General features: G+C 72.8%; 14 protein-coding genes and 1 tRNA gene. 8 read left to right on the plus strand and 7 right to left on the minus strand.

Annotated features, from left to right (window positions below):
- Positions 1-39 precede the first annotated feature (39 nt).
- The 3 genes from pgm to ACH4OA_RS27155 form a co-directional block, all read right to left on the minus strand.
- Positions 40-1,680, minus strand: coding sequence for a phosphoglucomutase (alpha-D-glucose-1,6-bisphosphate-dependent) (pgm, locus tag ACH4OA_RS27145; RefSeq protein ID WP_397971587.1), 1,641 nt, complete (start codon positions 1,678-1,680; stop codon positions 40-42).
- A gap of 110 nt (positions 1,681-1,790) precedes the next feature.
- A complete protein-coding gene (locus ACH4OA_RS27150) occupies positions 1,791-2,633 on the minus strand; it encodes a chitosanase (protein ID WP_365942201.1) in 843 nt (280 codons plus the stop codon).
- Positions 2,634-2,788: 155 nt separating this feature from the next.
- Positions 2,789-4,339 (minus strand): MFS transporter, encoded by a 1,551-nt coding sequence (locus ACH4OA_RS27155; protein ID WP_397942144.1) that lies wholly within the window; start codon positions 4,337-4,339, stop codon positions 2,789-2,791.
- Between the two features lie 173 nt (positions 4,340-4,512).
- Here ACH4OA_RS27155 and ACH4OA_RS27160 point away from each other — a divergent pair, with 173 nt between their 5' ends.
- The 4 genes from ACH4OA_RS27160 (at position 4,513) to ACH4OA_RS27175 (ending at position 7,183) form a co-directional block, all read left to right on the plus strand.
- Entirely contained in the window at positions 4,513-4,713 is a 201-nt protein-coding gene (locus tag ACH4OA_RS27160; protein ID WP_397971590.1) for a hypothetical protein, read from the plus strand.
- A gap of 85 nt (positions 4,714-4,798) precedes the next feature.
- Complete coding sequence (locus tag ACH4OA_RS27165; protein WP_397942146.1) at positions 4,799-5,284, plus strand: cation:proton antiporter regulatory subunit; 486 nt, start codon at positions 4,799-4,801, stop codon at positions 5,282-5,284.
- A 5-nt stretch (positions 5,285-5,289) separates the two neighbouring features.
- On the plus strand, positions 5,290-6,528 hold the full coding sequence (locus ACH4OA_RS27170) for a cation:proton antiporter (RefSeq protein WP_397946948.1): 1,239 nt from the start codon (positions 5,290-5,292) through the stop codon (positions 6,526-6,528).
- Positions 6,529-6,562: 34 nt separating this feature from the next.
- The gene (locus ACH4OA_RS27175) at positions 6,563-7,183 is read left to right on the plus strand and encodes a DedA family protein (protein ID WP_365883453.1); all 621 of its coding nucleotides are present in this window, start codon (positions 6,563-6,565) and stop codon (positions 7,181-7,183) included.
- A gap of 75 nt (positions 7,184-7,258) precedes the next feature.
- Here the strand turns inward: ACH4OA_RS27175 and ACH4OA_RS27180 are convergent, their stop codons facing one another.
- On the minus strand, positions 7,259-7,429 hold the full coding sequence (locus ACH4OA_RS27180) for a hydrophobic protein (protein ID WP_365883454.1): 171 nt from the start codon (positions 7,427-7,429) through the stop codon (positions 7,259-7,261).
- Positions 7,430-7,587: 158 nt separating this feature from the next.
- On the opposite strand from ACH4OA_RS27180, the gene ACH4OA_RS27185 reads away from it, so the two are divergent.
- Positions 7,588-7,761 carry a CsbD family protein gene (locus tag ACH4OA_RS27185; RefSeq protein WP_397946950.1) on the plus strand — a complete coding sequence of 58 codons (174 nt, stop codon included), beginning with the start codon at positions 7,588-7,590 and terminating at the stop codon, positions 7,759-7,761.
- 274 nt (positions 7,762-8,035) lie between these two features.
- Positions 8,036-8,476: an ATP-binding protein gene (locus ACH4OA_RS27190; RefSeq protein ID WP_397942152.1), complete on the plus strand. Its 441-nt coding sequence runs from the start codon at positions 8,036-8,038 to the stop codon at positions 8,474-8,476.
- Positions 8,477-8,516: 40 nt separating this feature from the next.
- On the opposite strand, the gene ACH4OA_RS27195 is transcribed toward ACH4OA_RS27190, so the two are convergent.
- Positions 8,517-10,928 (minus strand): SpoIIE family protein phosphatase, encoded by a 2,412-nt coding sequence (locus ACH4OA_RS27195; RefSeq protein ID WP_397971593.1) that lies wholly within the window; start codon positions 10,926-10,928, stop codon positions 8,517-8,519.
- A 49-nt stretch (positions 10,929-10,977) separates the two neighbouring features.
- Positions 10,978-15,240: a HAMP domain-containing protein gene (locus ACH4OA_RS27200; protein WP_397971595.1), complete on the minus strand. Its 4,263-nt coding sequence runs from the start codon at positions 15,238-15,240 to the stop codon at positions 10,978-10,980.
- 1,903 nt (positions 15,241-17,143) lie between these two features.
- Here ACH4OA_RS27200 and ACH4OA_RS27205 point away from each other — a divergent pair.
- Positions 17,144-17,932, plus strand: a complete 789-nt coding sequence (locus ACH4OA_RS27205) for an HD domain-containing protein (RefSeq protein ID WP_397971597.1) — start codon at positions 17,144-17,146, stop codon at positions 17,930-17,932.
- Between the two features lie 126 nt (positions 17,933-18,058).
- A tRNA-Sec gene (locus ACH4OA_RS27210) sits at positions 18,059-18,151 on the plus strand.
- A gap of 144 nt (positions 18,152-18,295) precedes the next feature.
- Here ACH4OA_RS27210 and ACH4OA_RS27215 read toward each other — a convergent pair.
- The gene (locus tag ACH4OA_RS27215) at positions 18,296-19,417 is read right to left on the minus strand and encodes a hypothetical protein (RefSeq protein ID WP_397971600.1); all 1,122 of its coding nucleotides are present in this window, start codon (positions 19,415-19,417) and stop codon (positions 18,296-18,298) included.
- Positions 19,418-19,464: the final 47 nt, after the last annotated feature.

The raw sequence follows: 19,464 nt of genomic DNA on the forward strand, positions 1-19,464 counted from the left end.
GGCGGTCCTCCGCGCGGAGGACCGCCCGCGCGCTGCGCGTCAGCCGCCGAGCGCGCCCAGCACCACCGCCTGGGCCTCCTCCTGCACCCGGGCGAGGTGGTCGGCGCCGAGGAAGGACTCGGCGTACACCTTGTAGACGTCCTCGGTGCCCGAGGGCCGGGCGGCGAACCAGGCGTTCTCGGTGGTGACCTTGATGCCGCCGATCGCCGCGCCGTTGCCGGGCGCCTCGGTGAGGACGGCCGTGACCGCCTCCCCGGCCAGCGTGTCCGCGGTGACCTGGGCCGGGGACAACTTGCCGAGCAGCGCCTTCTGTTCGCGGGTGGCGGGCGCGTCGATGCGGGCGTAGGCGGGCGCGCCGAAGCGGTCGGTCAGTTCGGCGTAGTGCTGCGAGGGCGTCTTGCCGGTGACGGCGGTGATCTCCGAGGCGAGCAGGGCCAGGATGATGCCGTCCTTGTCGGTGGTCCACACCGAGCCGTCCCGGCGCAGGAAGGAGGCGCCGGCCGACTCCTCGCCGCCGAACCCGAGGTCGCCGCCGACCAGTCCGTCCACGAACCACTTGAACCCGACCGGCACTTCGACCAGCCGGCGGCCGAGGTCGGCGGCGACCCGGTCGATCATGGTGGAGGAGACCAGGGTCTTGCCGATGCCGGCGGCGGCCGGCCACTGCTCGCGGTGCCGGTAGAGGTAGGAGATGGCGACCGCGAGGTAGTGGTTGGGGTTCATCAGGCCGGCGTCCGGGGTGACGATGCCGTGCCGGTCGGCGTCGGCGTCGTTGCCGGTGGCGATGTCGAAGCGGTCGCGCTGCTCGATGAGGGAGGCCATCGCGTACGGCGAGGAGCAGTCCATGCGGATCTGGCCGTCCCAGTCCAGCGTCATGAACCGCCAGGTGGGGTCGGTGTGCGGGTTGACCACCGTCAGGTCGAGGCCGTGCTGCTCGGCGATCCGGCCCCAGTAGGCGACGGAGGCGCCGCCGAGCGGGTCGGCGCCGATGCGCACGCCGGCCGCACGGACCGCGTCCAGGTCGAGCACGCTGGGCAGATCACCGGCGTAGGCGCCGAGGAAGTCGTAGCGCCGCGTGGTGTCCGCGGCGAGCGCGCGGGCGTAGGGCAGCCGGCGTACGTCCTTCAGGCCGCCCGCGATGAGCTGGTTGGCGCGGTCCTGGATCCAGGAGGTGGCGCCGGAGGCGGCCGGGCCGCCGCTCGGCGGGTTGTACTTGAAGCCGCCGTCGGCGGGCGGGTTGTGCGAGGGCGTGACCACCACGCCGTCGGCGAGTCCGGAGGCACGGCCCCGGTTGTACGTCAGGATCGCGTGCGAGACGGCGGGAGTGGGCGTGTAGCCGTCCGCGCTGTCGATGAGCACGGTCACCTCGTTGGCGGCGAAGACCTCCAGCGCGGTGGCCTTCGCCGGTTCCGACAGGGCATGGGTGTCGACGCCCAGGAAGAGCGGGCCGTCCGTGCCCTGGGCGGCTCGGTATTCGCAGATGGCCTGGCTGGTGGCGGCGATGTGGTCCTCGTTGAAGGCGCTCGCCAGGGACGAACCGCGGTGTCCCGAGGTGCCGAACGCCACCCGCTGTCCCGGGTCCGCCGGGTCGGGGTGCAGCGTGTAGTACGCCGTGACCAGTCGGGCCACGTCGACGAGGTCCTCGGGACCGGCCGGCCGGCCGGCGCGCTCGTGCGGCATGAGTTCCATTCCTCCGCATCGGTGGGGTCGATCGCTCACCGCCCATCTTTCCTCGTCAGGGGCATACCATGCGAGTGCGCCCCACCTGGTGGGACGCCGCCCGCCGCGGTTCAGCCGATGTGGTAGCCGTCCCCGTACACCTTCCAGTCCAGCGGGGTGTCCAGGTCGAGGTTGCCCGCGCGCAGGAAGACCCGCTGCGCGGTGTCGACCCGGCTGGTGTCGCTGTGCGCCTCCTCCTGCCGCATCGCCCACACCCGGGCGTCCAGGAAGGCGTCGAGGTACGCCGTCTCGTCGCCGCCCTGGGCCGGCGGCTTGGCGGTGCGCAGGGCGCGGGTCCGCAGGGCGCGGAAGCCGGTCGGGTCGTCGCCGTCGCCGTGCATGACGAGGGCGTCGTAGTAGACGAACTGGCCGAGGGCGCGCAGTCCGTCGGCCTTGCCCCGGGCGACGGCCGGGTTGAAGTAGACGCGGTCGCGTTCGTCGTCCTGGGCCCGCTGGAAGGCGGTGTCCTGGGCGGCCTTGCGCCAGGTGCGCGGGTAGTCGGGGTCGAGACCGGCGTGCGAGTCGGTGCCGTTCACCTTCCGCAGGGCGGGCAGGTACGGCGCGAGCACGTTGCCGGGCTTGCGGTCGGTGTAGAGACGGACGAGGTCGAGCATGTCGCCGGTGCCGGAGCAGAAGCCGATGATGCCGGCGGTGTAGCCGCGGCCGTCGCCGATGTCCTCGATGTACCGGTACTGCGCCTTCCAGTCGAGGGAGGAGTTCTCCGCGCTGGACACCAGCTTCATGGCGATCTCCTTCTTCGCCGGGTCGTCCAGGTCCGGCGCCGCGGCCGAGGCGGTGCCGGGCCGGGTGACCGCGAGCAGGGCGCCGCCGAGGGCGGCGGCGCCGAGCCCGGTGACGACGGCGCGGCGGGAGAGACGGGCGGCGGACGCTGCTGGGCGGGACGGATGCGCCACGGTGGCTCCAAGAGGGGTGTGGGGGGCGGGGTGCCGGTCGGGACCGGCACTGGTAGGAAAGTTTCCTATCAAGCCCAGGGGAGCCCGGTAACCCGGCCCGCGAGAAGTTCGTACGATCGGACAACCTCGCGTTTCTCGCCCCGCTTCCCGGTGCCTCAGCCGTGCCGCGCGCCGTCGCGTTCCCGCTCCCGGTCGAAGGCGTACAACTCCTTCGACGCGACGATGAGTTCGCGGCGCTCCTCGCGCGAGCCGACCATGGGCTGCGAGCCCTTGAGCGGCACCTGGGCGCTCTCGGGCAGGAACCGCACGGTGAGCAGGCCGATGGCGCCGGCCAGCATCAGGTAATAGGCGGGCATGAGGTCGTCGCCGCTCAGGCCGACCAGGGCGGCGGTGACCAGCGGGGTGGTGCCGCCGAACGCGGCGACCGCGATGTTGAAGCCGATGCCCATCGCCGCGTAGCGCACGGCGGTCGGGAAGAGCGCGGGCAGGGTGGCCGCGCTGGGCGCGGCGAAGCAGGCCAGCAGCGTGGACAGGAGCAGCACCCCGAGGATCGGCGGCCAGGTGCCATCCGCCTTGATCAGCAGGAAGGCCGGCACGGCGAGCACGATCATCGCGGCGGCCCCGACGGCGTAGAGCGGCCGCCGGCCCACCCGGTCGCTGAGCCGGCCGAGGAAGGTGATCAGGAGGACGATCCACACCATGCCGACGAGCACCAGGAGGTCGGCGGAGCCGCTGGAGCGGTGCAGGGTCTCGGTCTGGTAGGTCGGCAGGTAGCCGGTGACCATGTAGTTGGTGACGTTGTAGAGCAGCACCAGGCCCATGCAGACCAGCAGGCCCCGCCAGTGGCCGAGCACGATGTCCTTGAACTCGCTGCCCGCCGACTCCTGCGCCAGGGCCTTCTCGTGGTCGTCCAACTGCTGCTGGAAGGCCGGGGACTCCTCCAGCTTCATCCGCATGTAGAGGCCGATCACGCCGAGCGGCCCGGCGATCAGGAACGGCACGCGCCAGCCCCAGGAGAGCATCTGCTCGTCCGTCAGCGCCAGGTTCAGCGCGGTGACCAGGGCCGAGCCGAGGGCGTAGCCGGTGAAGGTGCCGAAGTCGAGCCAGCTGGACAGGAAGCCGCGCCGGCGGTCCGGGGAGTACTCGGCGACGAAGGTGGTGGCGCCGCCGTACTCGCCGCCGGTGGAGAAGCCCTGGACCATGCGGGCCAGCAGGAGCAGGACCGGCGCGGCGATGCCGAGGGTGGCGTAGCCGGGGATGAGCCCGATGGCGAAGGTGCCGGCGGCCATCATGATCATGGTGGTGGCGAGCACCTTCTGCCGGCCGATCCGGTCGCCCAGCGGCCCGAAGACGAGCCCGCCGAGGGGCCGTACGACGAAGGCGGCGGCGAAGGTCGCGAACGAGGAGATGACCTGGGCGGCCGGCGAGGCGCCCGGGAAGAACACCTTGCCGATGGTGGCGGCGAGGTAGCTGTAGACACCGAAGTCGAACCACTCCATGCAGTTGCCGAGCGCCGAGGCGCCGACGGCGCGGCGCAGCAGCGGGGGCTCGACGACCTGGACGTCCTCCGCCTGGTAGGCCCCCCGGTTGCGGCGGAGCCTGCGGGTCAGCTCCTCGCGGACCTGGCGCGGCAGCCGCGCCACGGCCGCCGGCACCCGCGGCCCGCCCGGCGCCCGCTGCTGTCCGTCCGACGTCGCACCACTCACGGGCGCTCCTTCCTCTCGCTCCGTTGATCACCGCGTGCCCGGGTGGCCCGGACGGAAACGAATGTGATCTGCATCACAGACATAAGCAAAAAGTAGGACATAATAGAGGTCGTGGGGACAGCGTTGTCACCTCTTCCCTTGCGAGCCCGCGACGTCAAGGAGCCGCTCACCGCATGGTGTACGGAGCCCACCGCAGCCCTCAGCTGCCGCCCCGCCCCGATCTGGATCCCGCCCGCGACTGCGAGCAGTGCCTCGGCTGGGGCACGGTCGTCACCCGGGACGGCCACCACGAGCTGTGCCCCGCGTGCCAGCAGGAACCCCGCGGCACCACGGAGAGCGAGGACGCCGCCTCCCAGCCCACCCGCCCGCACTGACCCCTCCCCGGACGTGATCAGACCTCGGGTAAGCTGCCGGTAACGCTTTCACCAAGGATTGTTCAAGCCGGGCAGGGGGGCAGACGTGAGCAGCGCACGCACCAGCAGGACACCGCTGCCGGGCATCGGTGTCCGGTACGACCTGACGACCCGCGGGCAGGGCCGGCTGTCGGTGGTCGCCCACCGGGACGGCTCCCGCACGCTCAGCGCCTACCGGCAGGACGATCCCGACGCCTGCGGGCTGTCGGTCCGCCTCACCGGACAGGAGGCGGAGGCGCTGGTGGACGCCTTGAAGCCGACCCACCACAGCCCCACCCTGCTGTCCACGACGGAGCTGGGCCTGGTGGCCGAGCGCATCGCGCTGTCCGGGACCTCGTACTGGAACGGACGGCTGCTCGGCGAGACCCGGATGCGCACCGAGACCGGCGTGTCGATCGTGGCCGTCCTGCGCCGCGCCGAGGCGATCCCCTCCCCCGGTCCCGGCTTCCGGCTGGCCGGCGGGGACACGCTCATCGTCATCGGCACCCGCGAGGGCGTGGACGCCGCCGCCGCCGTCCTCGGGCGGGAGTGAGGCGGATGCACTCCTCCGCGGTCTTCCTGATCGAGTTCGGCGCGATCATCCTGGGCCTCGGGCTGCTCGGCAGGCTCGCCGCCCGCCTGCGGTTCTCGCCCATCCCGCTGTATCTGCTGGCCGGACTGGCCTTCGGCGAGGGCGGGCTGCTGCCGCTCGGCACCAGCGAGGAGTTCGTGGCCATCGGCGCCGAGATAGGCGTGGTCCTGCTGCTGCTCATGCTGGGCCTCGAATACACGGCCGGCGATCTGGTCTCCAACCTCAAGACCCAGTACCGGGCCGGGATCGTCGACGCCACCTTCAACGCCCTGCCCGGCGCCGCCATGGCCCTCCTGCTGGGCTGGGGCCCGATCGCCGCCGTCGCGCTGGCCGGCATCACCTGGATCTCCTCCTCCGGCGTCATCGCCAAGGTCCTCGGCGACCTGGGCCGGATCGGCAACCGGGAGACACCGGTGATCCTCAGCATCCTGGTGCTGGAGGACCTGTCGATGGCGGTCTACCTGCCCGTCGTCACGGCCCTGCTGGCCGGCACCGGGTTCGCCGCCGGCAGCGTCACGCTGGCCATCGCGCTCGGGGTGGCGGGCCTGGTGCTGGTGGTGGCGGTGCGCTACGGCCGGCACATCTCCCGTTTCGTCTCCACCGACGACCCGGAGAAGCTGTTGCTCGTGGTGCTCGGCCTGACGCTGGTGGTGGCCGGGGTCGCCCAGCAGCTCCAGGTCTCGGCGGCGGTCGGCGCGTTCCTGGTGGGCATCGCCCTGTCCGGGGAGGTCGCCGAGGGCGCCCACAACCTGCTGGCGCCGCTGCGAGACCTGTTCGCGGCGGTGTTCTTCGTCTTCTTCGGCCTGCACACCGATCCCGCGAGCATCCCGCCCGTGCTGCTGCCCGCGCTCGCCCTGGCCGCCGTCACCACCCTCACGAAGATCGCCACCGGCTGGTGGGCGGCCCGCCGCGCGGGCATCTCCGCGGGCGGCCGGTGGCGGGCCGGCGGCACCCTGGTGGCCCGCGGCGAGTTCTCCATCGTCATCGCGGGGCTGGCCGTCACCTCCGGCATCGACTCCGACCTCGGCCCGCTGGCCACCGCGTACGTCCTGATCCTGGTCGTGGCCGGCCCGCTCACCGCCCGGTACACCGAGCCGCTCGCCCGGCTGCTGACCGGCCGCCCGGGCCGGCCCGCGCCGACGGCGCCCGAGAGCGGCCCGGACGCCGTCGCACCGGACCGGCAGGCCCCGGCCACCCGCTCCTGACCGGGCCGCGGCAGCGCCGTCGTACCGTGGAGGCATGTCGCCTCCGCTGCCGGGACCGCTGGCCCCTCTGGAGCCGCTGCTCGGGCACTACGGCTACTGGGCCGTGGGTGCCGTGGTCTTCGTGGAGGACTTCGGGGTCCCGGCGCCCGGCGAGACGATCCTGCTCGCCGCCGGCGTGTACGCGGGCGCGGGACGGCTGGACATCGTCGCCGTGGCGCTGATCGCGTTCGCCGCGGCCGTCGCCGGGGACAACCTCGGCTATCTGATCGGCCGGGCCGGCGGGCGCGCCCTCGTGCACCGCTGGGGCCGGTACGTCCTGCTGACCCCGAAGCGCTTCGAGGCCGCCGAGGGATTCTTCGCCCGGCACGGCGGCAAGATCGTGACGGTGGCCCGGTTCGTGGAGGGCCTGCGCCAGGCCAACGGCATTATCGCGGGCACCACCGGCATGCGCTGGCGCCGCTTCCTCGCCTTCAACGCCCTGGGCGCGGCCCTGTGGGTCGGCCTGTGGACGACGCTGGCCTACCTCGCCGGCAGCCACATCACCACGGTCTACGCCGACATCCGGCGCTACCAGCCGTACGTCCTCGCGGCCGCCGCCGTGGTGGTCGCGGGATGCGTCGTACGGCACCTCGCGCGCCGGCGCCGCGAACGCTGACACACGCCGAGCGGGCCCCGGCCGAAGCCGGGGCCCGCTCGCCCTGGGAGTGCCGCCACTGTCAGGGCCGGCGGCCTACCAGCGGTACCAGCGTCCGCGCCGGCCCCCGGACCCGGCCGGACGGACGACGAAGCCGATCACCCACACCACGAGCACGATCACCGCGAGCCACCACAGCGCCTTCAGGGCGAAGCCCGCGCCGAAAAGAACCAGGGCCAGCAGAAGAACCAGAAGCAAAGGAACCATGTTTATCTACCTCCGCAGCGGCGTGTGCCCGCCAATTCCGCGATCACCCCTCCGAATTGCCGGTCAATAGCGGAACGGGTCATTCGGGTTTGGATGGCGGGTGAACGGCAATCCGGAAGGGGACCGAAGATCCCGTACATGTGGGGAAGTGACGCGCGATGGCCGGCAACCAGAAGGCAAAGGCCAAGACGGAGCAGGTCAAGGGCAAGGTCAAGGAAGCCGCGGGCCGTGCCGTCGGAAACGAGCGCCTGGAGGCCGAAGGCCGCATGAAGGGCGCCGAGGGAGACGCGCGGCAGAGCAAGGAGAAGGCGAAGGACGTGTTCAAGCACTGAGCGCGCCGATTCGGCCCTGCGGCGGGCCCGGGAAATCCGGTACAGCGGATTTCCCGGGCCCGCCGGCGTGTCCGCCCGCCCTTCCCGGCGCCGTCGGCCCCCTCCCCCTCCCCCGGCCCGGACCGCGCCCTTCCCCGGCAGGCATTTCGCGCGCATCCGGAGGATTCCCGGCCCGGCTCCCCTTGACCCGGCCGCCAGTGGGTAACCGGGCAGGGACGGCACCCCCCTGTGCACAGGAAGGGCCCCTGACCCCAGAGGAAAAGGCCAACGAGGTATGGACATCCCGCTCAGGACCCACGCGACGACGCAGGACCGCCCTGCGGACCTGCGCTACAGCCGCACCTGGGACACCGGCGTCACCAGTATCGGCGAGGCGAGAGACGCCGTCGCCGCCCTGCTGGCGCGGGCGCGGCCGGCGCCCGGACGGCGTGCGGTGCAGGATGCCCAGCTCGTCGTCAGCGAACTCGTCACCAACGCGGCCAAGCACGCCCCCGGCCCGTGCGCGCTGCGGCTGGAGCTGCTGCCGGAGGCGAGGGCGCTGCGCGTCACCGTCACGGACACCTCGCGGCGGCCGCCGCACCGGCGTCCTCCCGATCCCCGGCGGGTCGGCGGTCACGGTCTGCATCTCGTGGCGATGCTGGCCGGGGACCTGGAGGTGACCTGGCTGTCCGGCGGCAAGCGGGTCACGGCGACCGTGCCGCTCACCGCCGGCTGAACCCCCGCACCGCCGGTCCCGGCAGGCCGGGACCGGCCGCTCAGACGACCCTGATGCCGACGATGCAGGTGTCGTCGTCGGTGTCCGACTTGCTGTAGGTGAGCAACCGGTCCAGTTGCTGGTCCAGCGTGCTCGGCGCCGCGCTCGCCGTGTCCAGCAGATGGGTCAGCGACTCCTCCACGGAGCGGTCCCGGCGCTCGATCAGGCCGTCGGTGTACATCAGCAGCGTGTCCCCCTCGGCCAGCTGCATCTCGGTCTCCTCGTAGCCCGCCTCCGGCACGGCGCCCAGCAGCAGTCCCCGGACCGTGGGCAGCGCGGTGGCGTCCGCCTCCCGCACCAGCACCGGCGGCAGATGGCCCGCCCGCGCCCAGCGCAGGGTCCGCCGCTCGCTGTCGTACAGGCCGCACACGGCGGTGGCGGTGACGGCGCCCGTCAGATGGTGGGCGACGATGTTCAGCCAGGACAGCAGCTGGGCCGGTCCGGCCCCGGTCACGGCGAGGCCGCGCAGCGCGTTGCGCAGGACGACCATGCTGGTCGCCGCCTCGATGCCGTGCCCGGCGACATCCCCGACGCACAGCAGCACCAGCCCGGACGGCAGCACGACGGCGTCGTACCAGTCGCCGCCGACCAGGTGCTCGGTCTCGGCGGGCCGGTAGCGCACCGCCACCTGGAGACCGGGCATCCGCAGCGGGGCCTGCGCCGGGGGCATGATCGCGTGCTGGAGCTGGAGGGTCAGCCGGTTGCGCTCCAGGGCCTGCTGCTCGGTGTGCGCGAGCTGGTCTCGGGTGACGGCGAGCGCGACCTCGGTCCAGTGCTGGGCGGAGATGTCCTGGTAGGCACCGCGGACGCCCAGGAGCTGGCCGTCGGTGTCGAGGACGGGTTCGGCGACCACCCGGATGTGCCGGGTCACCCCGTCCGGGCGCTGGAGCCGGAACGCGGCGGAGCCGGGCCGGCGCTGGTGCAGCACGGTGCGCAGGAAGCGGCGCAGGGTGACGGCGTCGTCCGGGTGGGCGTGGGCCGGCAGGTCCTGGAGCGCCACCGGAGGGCTGGTGGGCGCATGGCCGTAGAGACTGAAGAGCTGGCCGTTCCAGGTGATCTCGCCGGTGAGCAGGTTCTCCTCGAAACCGCCGATCCGGCCGAGCCGCTGGGCGTGCTGGAGCAGACTGGCCAGGCGTGCCGTCTCGTCCTCGATCCGCCAGATCAGCAGGACCGCTGAGCCGTGCCGGCTGACGCTGATGTCGGCCACGGCGGACAGCGGCACCTCGTCGACCAGCGCCGTCAGCCGCATCCGGCGGGCGCGGAACGGCTCGCCGGTGGCGTAGACCCGCTCCACCCGCTGGAACAGTTCGCCGGTGCCCGCGGCCATGGGGTAGGCCTCCAGCAGCAGCGCGCCGCCCACGACGGCCCGCGGCCGGCCCGCCGGGTCCAGGAAGCGGCTGTTGACGTGCTCGATGCGGAAGTCGACCAGCCGACCGTCGTCGTCCAGGTGCGGCACCAGCACCAGGGCCGGGTCGTGCAGCCCGTCGGCCAGGTCCATCAGCTCCACCACGTCGGGCAGGAGCGCCGGTTCGGGGTCGGTGCCGGGCGGTGGCGCCAGGGTCTCCAGGGTGTGCGCGCACAGCTCGGCGAGGGCCTCCACCTGCCGCAGGACCGGGCGGGGCAGCGGGGCCTCCGGCTTGGGCCAGGCGATCTCCAGGACGCCGTGGATACGGCCGCCCGTCCCGGCGGGTACGGCGATCCGCGCGCCGTCGCCGTACTCGCGCCGGCCGATCGTGGGCAGCCCGGAGTCCGCGAGCGAGGTCAGCCACTGGCCGTCGGGTTCGGTCAGGCCGCGCCGGGCCACGGTCACCACGTCCGGCGGGACATAGCGCCAGCGGGCGGCCTCGCCCGGCGGGAAGCCGCCGCTGCCCGCGAGGGTCAGCGAGCCGTCGGGGCCGGCCGACCAGATGGCCACGGCGACCGCGCCCAGCGGGCGCAGGGCGTGTTCCAGCAGCGAGTCCGCCATCGCCTGGGTGTCGGGCGCGGCCAGCACACCGCTCTCGGCGGCGCGCAGCCGGACGGCGGCGGACTCCTCGACCGGCCCGGACGGGTCCGCGGCGACGGAGAGGAACGCCTCGGTGACCTCCGCGACGCGGTCCCGGGCCGCCTGGTTGATGACGTCCACCGCGAACTCCAGCGGCGTCACCTGCGCCTGCTCGGCGAGTTCGGCGAGCTGCCGGGCCGCCTGGGCGGGACCGCAGCTCAGGCGCTCGACCAGGATGCCCTTGGCGACTTCGATCAGCGCCCGGCCCTCCGCCTCGGCCTGCGCCGCCCGCACCTCCCGGCGCAGCCGTTCCACGGTGGCGGCGAGCCGGCCCACCGAGGTGGCGGCGGACGCGTCGGCCGGCACCTGGTCGGCGGCGGGAAGCCGGGCGGGCACACCGGCCGGCGTGCCCGGTTCATGATTGTTCACCGGATCCGTGCTCCTCGGCCTGACGACGGGCGGACGGGCTGCGCCGTGCTCATGCGGGGAGCCAGCGCCGGACACAGGCGATGAGGTCATGGGTGTCCACCGGTTTCGTGACGTAGTCGCTGGCTCCGGAGGCGAGGCTCTTCTCCCGGTCGCCCTGCATGGCCTTGGCGGTCACGGCGATCACCGGCAGGTCGGCGTACTGCGGCATCCTGCGGATCTCGGCCGTGGCCGTGTAGCCGTCCATCTCGGGCATCATCACGTCCATCAGGACGAGTTCGACGTCCGGGTTGTTCAGCAGCGTCTCGATGCCCTTGCGGCCGTTCTCGGCGTGCAGGACCCGGAAGCCGTGCAGTTCGAGGATGCCGCTGAGCGCGAACAGGTTCCGGGCGTCGTCGTCGACCACGAGGACGGTACGGCCGTGGGTGTGCTCGTCGACCAGATGGGGCGCGGTGCGCTGGGGCTCCTCGCCGCGGACCAGGGTGAGCACCTCGCCGGGCTCCTCGGCCGACAGGTGCAGCGCGATCCGCTCGCGCAGCTCGTCCAGGCTGTACAGGTACTCCGGCGAACCGCCCGGGGCGTCCTCGGCGAGGGGCTCGGTGCGGTGCGAGCCGTGCACCAGCACCGGCACGCTCATGAGCGCCGAGTCGCCGCGCAGGGCTTCGAGGAAGCGGGCCGACTCGCCGTCGGGCATGCCGAGTTCGACCACGACGCAGTGGCAGGGCTCGGCGGCCAGGGCACCGGCCGCCTCCTGGGCGCCGACCGCGGTGATGATGTCCACGGGCGTGCCGCCGCCGTCCGGGCGGCTGTGCTCCAGGTCCCGGACCACGCTCTCGGCGACCAGCGTCAGCAGCCCGCGCGGGCGTTCCTCCACGACGAGGAGGCGGCGTGGGCGCTCCCGCCGCGCGACGGCCGCCGACCCGTCCTGGACGACGATGGTCCCGGCTGAGTCTTCCGGGCGTTGCTGCTCGGCCGGCTTCGGCACCGGACGCGTGCTCAGAGCCTCCTCGAAGTCCCGCCGGGCCACCGGCAGGAAGAGGGTGAAGGTGCTGCCCTTGCCGGGCGTGCTGTCCACGGTGACGGCGCCGCCGAGCAGATGGGCGATCTCCCGGGTGATGGACAGGCCGAGTCCGGTGCCGCCGTACTTGCGGCTGGTGGTGCCGTCGGCCTGCTGGAACGCGCCGAAGATGGTCTCCAGCTGCTGCTCGGGGATGCCGATGCCGGTGTCCTTGACCCGGAAGGCGACGACGGTGCCGCCGCGCACCAGGCCCCGGGGCACCTGGTCGTCCGGGGCGGGTTCGACGCGCAGTTCCACGCCGCCCTGCTCGGTGAACTTCACCGCGTTGGACAGCAGGTTGCGCAGGATCTGGCGGAGCCGGGAGTCGTCGGTGAGCAGGTCGGCGGGGGCGCCGGGGGCCGTGGTGACGGTGAAGTCCAGGCTCTTCTGCGAGGTCATGGGCCGGAAGGTGGCCTCGACGTACTCGATCAGCTGGCGCAGCGGGACGCGTTCGGGTGTCACGTCCATCTTGCCGGCCTCGACCTTGGACAGGTCCAGGATGTCGTTGATGAGCTGGAGCAGGTCGGAGCCGGCCGAGTGGATGATGCCCGCGTACTCGACCTGCTTCGGGGTGAGGTTGCGCGAGGGGTTCTGGGCCAGCAGCTGGGCGAGGATGAGCAGGCTGTTGAGCGGGGTGCGCAGCTCGTGGCTCATGTTGGCGAGGAACTCGGACTTGTACTTGGAGGCGAGCGACAACTGCTGGGCGCGCGCCTCCAGTTCCTGCCGGGCCTGTTCGATCTGGAGGTTCTTCGCCTCGATGTCCCGGTTCTGGTCGGCGAGCAGCGAGGCCTTCTCCTCCAGTTCGGCGTTGGAGCTCTGGAGTTCTTCCTGCCGGGCCTGCAACTCGGCGGAGCGCGACTGGAGTTCGCTGGTCAGCCGCTGCGACTCCTCCAGCAGTTCGTCGGTGCGCGCGTTGGCGACGATGGTGTTGACGTTCACACCGATGGTGTCCACCAGCTGCTGGAGGAAGTCCCGCTGCACCGGGGTGAACAGGGTGACGGAGGCCAGCTCGATCACGCCGAGGACCTGCTCCTCGAAGACGATGGGGAGCAGCAGCAGCGCGGTGGGCTCGATCTGTCCGAGACCGGAGGAGATGGTGACGTACCCGGGCGGCAGTTTGTCCACTGCGATGGTACGGCGGCTGCGCGCGGCCTGGCCGACCAGGGACCGGCCGAACGGGATGCGGACGGGCCGGGTGTCCGCCTCGGGCCGGCCGTAGGAGCCGACGAGCCGCAGTTCGGGACCGGCCTCGCCCTCCTCGGCGAGGTAGAAGGCGCCGTACTGGGCGGAGACCTGCGGTGCCAGCTCGTCCATGATGAGTTCGGCGACCACGGGCAGGTCGCGGTGGCCCTGCATCAGGCCGGAGATCCGGGCCAGGTTGGTCTTGAGCCAGTCCTGTTCCTGGTTGGCCCGGGTGGTCTCGCGCAGCGACTCCACCATGGAGTTGATGTTGTCCTTGAGGTCGGCGACCTCGCCGGAGGCGTCGACGGTGATGGACCGGGTGAGGTCGCCCTCGGCGACCGCGCTGGCGACGTCGGCGATGGCGCGGACCTGCCGGGTGAGGTTGCCGGCGAGTTCGTTGACGTTCTCGGTGAGCCGCTTCCAGGTGCCGGAGACGCCCTCGACCTCGGCCTGCCCGCCGAGCCGGCCCTCGGTGCCGACCTCGCGGGCGACCCGGGTGACCTCGTCGGCGAACGCGGAGAGCTGGTCGACCATCGTGTTGATGGTCGTCTTCAGCTCCAGGATCTCGCCGCGGGCGTCCACGTCGATCTTCTTCGACAGGTCGCCCTTGGCCACGGCGGTGGTCACCAGCGCGATGTTGCGGACCTGGCCGGTGAGGTTGTTGGCCATGGAGTTGACGTTGTCGGTGAGGTCCTTCCAGGTGCCGGCCACGTTGGGCACGTGCGCCTGGCCGCCGAGCCGGCCCTCGGTGCCCACCTCGCGGGCCACCCGGGTCACCTCGTCGGCGAACGCCGAAAGGGTGTCGACCATGGTGTTGATGACGTCGGCGAGGGCCGCGACCTCGCCCTTGGCCTCCACGGTGATCTTCTGCGAGAGGTCGCCCTTGGCTACGGCGGTCGCCACCTGGGCGATGGAGCGGACCTGGCCGGTGAGGTTGGAGGCCATCACGTTGACGTTGTCGGTGAGGTCCTTCCAGGTGCCCGCGACACCGCGGACCTGGGCCTGCCCGCCGAGCCGGCCCTCGGTGCCGACCTCGCGGGCCACGCGCGTCACCTCGTCGGCGAACGCGGAGAGCTGGTCGACCATCGTGTTGATGGTGTTCTTCAGCTCCAGGATCTCGCCCCGCGCGTCCACCGTGATCTTCTGCGACAGATCACCCTGCGCCACCGCGGTGGCCACCTGTGCCACGTTGCGCACCTGCGCCGTCAGGTTCCCGCCCATGAAGTTGACCGAGTCCGTCAGGTCCCGCCAGGTGCCCTTGACCCCCTTGACGTCCGCCTGCCCGCCGAGCCGGCCCTCGGTGCCCACCTCCCGGGCCACCCGGGTCACCTCGTCGGCGAACGCCGAGAGCTGGTCCACCATCGTGTTGATGGTGCTCTTCAGCTCCAGGATCTCGCCCCGCGCGTCCACCGTGATCTTCTGCGACAGATCACCCTGCGCCACCGCGGTCGTCACCTGCGCCACGTTGCGCACCTGCGCCGTCAGGTTCCCGGCCATGAAATTGACCGAGTCCGTCAGGTCCCGCCAGACCCCGGCGACCCCGGGCACCTGCGCCTGACCCCCCAGCCGGCCCTCGGTGCCCACCTCCCGCGCTACGCGCGTCACCTCGTCGGCGAACGCCGAGAGCTGGTCCACCATCGTGTTGACGGTTTCCTTCAGCTGGAGGATCTCGCCGCGCGCGGGCACGTCGATCTTCTGGGACAGGTCGCCCTTGGCCACGGCGGTGGCGACCTGCGCGATGTCCCGGACCTGCGTGGTGAGGTTGCCCGCCATCGCGTTGACGGAGTCGGTCAGGTCGGCCCAGGTCCCGGAGACGCCCGGCACCTGCGCCTGCCCGCCGAGGGTGCCCTCCGTGCCCACCTCGCGGGCCACCCGGGTGACCTCGCTGGTGAACACGGACAACTGGTCGACCATGCCGTTGAAGACGGTGGCGATGTCGCCCATGAGCCCGGTGGAGTCGTCCGGCAACCGCGTGCCGAAATCACCGTCCCGCACCGCGGTCAGGCCCGCGAGCAGTCTTCTGAGTTCGTGGTCACCCGGGACAGCCTCGGTCGTCCCGGTCGCCTTGCCGGCCATGCGCACCCTCGATCCACTCCCCAGGAGCCCTCCCAGCGAGGACTCGGAACCGCGGCCGGGAGCGGGCCGCCGCCCAGCCGTTGGTGTGTGCATTTCCGCAGTTCACGGATTTGCATGATGAGAAAATACGCCGCAGGTTAACCCACCTCCGCAGGCTCGGACAAAGCCGTCGGCCAACCCTGAGGACCATGGCAATTATTGCCGGATGACAGGTGTGAGACAGCTCTACCGGGGTATCCGATGGGGTTTTGTCAGTATCCCCGGCAGCGGGGCGGCGCCGGTAGTCCCCACGCCCGCGACCGCCCGGCGGCCATCCGGTCCGAGGGTGCGTCGGGGTCCACCGGGAACTGCGGGGGCAGCGGGTTGGGGCGGCGGGTGCACCGGCCCGGGCCCGGCGGGCGCACCGGCCCGTGTCGTCCGGCGGGCGCACCGGCTCGGGCGGAGACGGGCTTATCGGGGCTGGCTGCGGCGGCTGGCGGGGGCACCGGCCTGGGCGGAGGCGCCGTACCGGGGCCGGTCGCGGCGGCTGGCGGGCGGTGCGGCTGGCGGGCTCACTCGACGTCCGGCAGCGCGGGGCCGGCTGCGGTGACCGGCGGGCAGCCCGGCCAGCGCACCGGCCCGGGTGAAGGCGCCGTACCGGGGCCGGTCGCGACGGGCGGCGCGACGGGCCGTGACCACTCGGCGTACGGCAGTGCGAGGCCGGCTGCGGCGACCGGCCGGGCAGCCCGACCAGCACACCGGCCCAGACGAGACGGCCGTACCGAGGCCGGTCGCGGCGGCCAGCGAGCAGCCCGGCGAGCGCACCTGCTCGGATGGAGACGGGTGGACTGGCCAGGGCAGAGAGGTCGTACCGGGGCCGGTCCCGGCGGTCGGCGGACGGCCCGGCGGGCTGTGACCATTCGGCGTACGGCAGGGTGGCGCCAGATGCGGCGACCGGCTGGGCGGCCCGGCCAGCACACCGGCCCGGGTGAAGGCGCCGTACCGGGGCCGGTTGCGACGGGCGGTGGGCGGCCCGGCCAGCCGTGTGCACTCGGCGTGCGGTAGGGCGGGGGCCGGCCGCGGCGACCGGCTGGGCAGCCCGGCCAGCACACCAGTCTGGATGGAGACGCCGTACCGGGGCCGGTCGCGACGGGAGGTGGGCGGCCCGGCGGACGCACCGGCCCGGGCGGGACCGGCGTACCGGAGCCGACCGCTGCGGCCCACGGGCAGCCCGGCGGGGCCGCGCGCACTCGGCGTGCGGCAGCGCGGCGCCTCGGCGGGGGGCGGTATGAGCAGAGCACCGGCAGCGGCCCGGCGCTCTTGCCGAGGGCGGGTGGCGCGGGACTCGCCATGTAAGCGGGACGGGACCGGCGGCTGGCCGTGGCGGGCGTGCGGCTGGCCGCGTTCACTCGGCGTACGGCAGGACGGGGCCAGCCACGGCTAGCGGCGGGCGGCCCGGCCAGCACACCGGCCCGAGCGGAGACGGGTGTACCGGGTCGGCCCCTGCGGCCCACAGGCAGCCCGGCGGGGCCGCGCCCATTCTGGGTATGGCAGGGCGTGGGCCTCGGTGGAGGACGGGGACGAGCGGATCGCCGGCGGTGGCCCGGTGCTCTTGCCGAGGGCGGGCGGCGCGGGCCTCGCCGTCTACGCGGGACGGGGCCGGCGGCTGGGTGTGGCGGCCGGGGCCGCGCTGTTCGCCGCTCTGCGGTCCCGTGCTTCGGTGTGTTCCACGCCGGGCTGGCGTCCGCCGGGGAACCCGCGTGCCGGGAGCGCCCGACGGCACGGGGCCGCTGAGTCCTCCCGTCTGGACCAGGCCGGGCTCGCTGGCGGGAATCGGTGACTGTCTGTCATTTTCGCCGCTGTCGGCGCGGTGCCGCCGTTCCTAGGCTCGCGGTGTCAAGCCGCAGGCGAGAGGAACGTGCAGATGACCGACAGGACGACCGACGGACAGCAGGAGGTCACCCGGCGCGCGGTGCTCCGCAGCGGAGCCGGGGTCGCCGCGGCCGGCGCGACGACCGCGCTGTCCGCTCCGCCCGCCGCCGCCCGCACCCGGCCGGGCCGGCGCCCGGCCGGACTGCCCACGGAGGTGGCCGGGGTCCCGCTGCCCGACGGCGAGGTGGCCCGGCGGGCCGTGGCGTTCGCGCGCCGGGTCAGCTCGGAGACGCTCTTCAACCATGTGCTGCGCAGCTATGTCTTCGGCACACTGCTGGTCGACCACCCGGAGGTGCGCTACGACCGGGAACTGGGCTTCGTGGCCGCCGTCCTGCACGACCTCGGTCTGGTGGAAGCGTTCCGGACGCCGTCCGAACGGTTCGAGGTCGACGGCGCCGATGCCGCACGCCGTTTCCTGGAGCGGCTGCGGGTGCCGGCCGAGCGGGTGGAGGTGGTGTGGGACGCGATCGCGCTGCACACCAGCGCCGGGATCGCGGCCCGCAAGAGGCCGGAGATCGCCCTGGTCTGCGCCGGTTCCGGAGTCGACTTCACCGGACACGGCCTGGAGCGGATCCCGTCCGACGCCGTGACCGAGGTGCTCGACGCGTTCCCGCGGCGGCAGTTCAAGCAGGTGGCGGTGGACACGATGCTGGCGCTGTGCCGCACCAAGCCCATGGGGGAACTCATGCATCCCTTCGCCGAGGTCGGCCGCCGTCACCTCCCCGGCTTCCCGGTGCCCACCGTGGAGGACCTGGTGCTGACCGCACCCTTCACGGAGTGAGCGGACCCGCCGGCACCTCCTCCGGTTCGCCGGGCGGGATATTGCAGGTGGGCCGCCCTCGTGGGCGGACTGGCCGGTGTCGATGTCGTGGGGGTGGTCTCCTGGGGCGGTAGCCTGACGAGCGGTGGAGGCGTGTGGGTGCCTGGTGGCCCTCCCGGTCTTCAAAACCGAGGGGCCCGGGGATCCCGGGCCGGCGGGTTCGATTCCCGTCCGCCTCCGTTCCCTGCCCGTGCCGAGAGACCTGCCGGCCAGACACGTGCCCGGTGTGGGTGCCGGGTCGCGGGAGGGCTGTTGCGCATCCGCTCCCGTGGTGAGGCGTCATAGGCAGATAGCCGGTTCGCCCGGCGGTGAAGGCAGGTTCGGTCAAGGCGTGGCGCGCACGCACGTGTGCGGCTCCGCCCTGTTGCACAGTCTCCACGGAGCGACGATGAGCACCCACTCCTGCCGGGTGTTCACGGGCGTGGAGTCGGTGCGTAGGCGCAGGGGCTTGCCGTTGCCGTCCTTCAGCCGCATCCACCGCGTGGTCTGGCAGGAGTCGGTGTAGCGGAGCTTGATGCCCCACCGGCACGACTGCCCGGGCGGCGCGATCGCGTGCACCTTGACACCGCCCGAGGGCTGGCCGCCTCCGACCTCGAGGTAATGGGTGCTGAAGTAGGACTCGCCCTGTCCCTCGGTCTCGTCGGTCAGCACCGGTTCGCCGGCGAGGGGCGGAATGTTGAGCTGAAGACCTTCGTAGGACGCGCCGCCCTGCTCCGGAAGGATGACGACGGTGCGCCCGGCGCTCTTCCGGCAGGCCACGTCGGTGACCTTCCAGCCGTTGATGACCACCGCGGTGGACCGGGTGCTCATCACGTTCATCTGGAACACGTCGGCGTACCATCCGACGGTGCTCGACGCCAGTTGGTCCCTGTACCGCTCGGGGGCGTGTTCCAGCATGGCGCGGTCGGTGAGCAGGCGGCCTCCCCATTTCTTCAGGTACGAGAAGGCGGCCGCGCGGTCGCCGGCGGCCACCAGTTTCCGCTTCTCGTCGGACGTCAGCACCCGGTCGAAAACCATCGCCCATGTCTCGGGCTCGTCCTCCTCGGACCGCACGGACACCGTGAACGGCGCCTTGTCGGCGTCGTACTGCGCGTTGGAGTCGTTCTCCCGGGCCACACTGGGACTGATCATGAGGTAGCCGGTCAGCGTGTCCCGGAAGACGGCCACGCAAGCGATCGCGAGCATCACCAGCAGGGTCACTGCCCTGCGCCGCCGGGTGGCGCCGGGCGCCAGACCGAGTGCCTCGGTGACGATCGACGCCACGCTCTCACGAGGTGTGCCGTCCTCGTCGGCGCCGTTCCGCCGCGGGTGCCGCGCGACCACGGCCGGGCCGGCGTCGGAGTCACCGCTCTGTCCGGCCCGTCGTGGAGTGGACTCCTCGTCGGTGCCGTCGGCGCCGCCCGGCTGTGGCTCCTGGGTCCCGTCCGATGACCCGGTCGTCGTCATGCCCGTCCCCCCGTAGACCCGCACCACTCCACGCCGCTTCCGCCACG

Origin of the sequence: Streptomyces sp. NPDC017095, assembly GCF_044332325.1 — a bacterium.
Lineage (GTDB): Bacteria > Actinomycetota > Actinomycetes > Streptomycetales > Streptomycetaceae > Streptomyces.

Excerpts from the sequence above, each read along its gene's own strand:
- ACH4OA_RS27185 (WP_397946950.1), top strand. The coding sequence starts at position 7,588 with ATGGCCGGCAACCAGAAGGCAAAGGCCAAGACGGAGCAGGTCAAGGGC.
- pgm (WP_397971587.1), bottom strand. The coding sequence starts at position 1,680 with ATGCCGCACGAGCGCGCCGGCCGGCCGGCCGGTCCCGAGGACCTCGTC.
- ACH4OA_RS27190 (WP_397942152.1), top strand. The coding sequence starts at position 8,036 with ATGGACATCCCGCTCAGGACCCACGCGACGACGCAGGACCGCCCTGCG.
- ACH4OA_RS27180 (WP_365883454.1), bottom strand. The coding sequence starts at position 7,429 with ATGGTTCCTTTGCTTCTGGTTCTTCTGCTGGCCCTGGTTCTTTTCGGC.
- ACH4OA_RS27215 (WP_397971600.1), bottom strand. The coding sequence starts at position 19,417 with ATGACGACGACCGGGTCATCGGACGGGACCCAGGAGCCACAGCCGGGC.
- ACH4OA_RS27205 (WP_397971597.1), top strand. The coding sequence starts at position 17,144 with ATGACCGACAGGACGACCGACGGACAGCAGGAGGTCACCCGGCGCGCG.
- ACH4OA_RS27170 (WP_397946948.1), top strand. The coding sequence starts at position 5,290 with ATGCACTCCTCCGCGGTCTTCCTGATCGAGTTCGGCGCGATCATCCTG.
- ACH4OA_RS27175 (WP_365883453.1), top strand. The coding sequence starts at position 6,563 with ATGTCGCCTCCGCTGCCGGGACCGCTGGCCCCTCTGGAGCCGCTGCTC.
- ACH4OA_RS27160 (WP_397971590.1), top strand. The coding sequence starts at position 4,513 with ATGGTGTACGGAGCCCACCGCAGCCCTCAGCTGCCGCCCCGCCCCGAT.
- ACH4OA_RS27200 (WP_397971595.1), bottom strand. The coding sequence starts at position 15,240 with ATGGCCGGCAAGGCGACCGGGACGACCGAGGCTGTCCCGGGTGACCAC.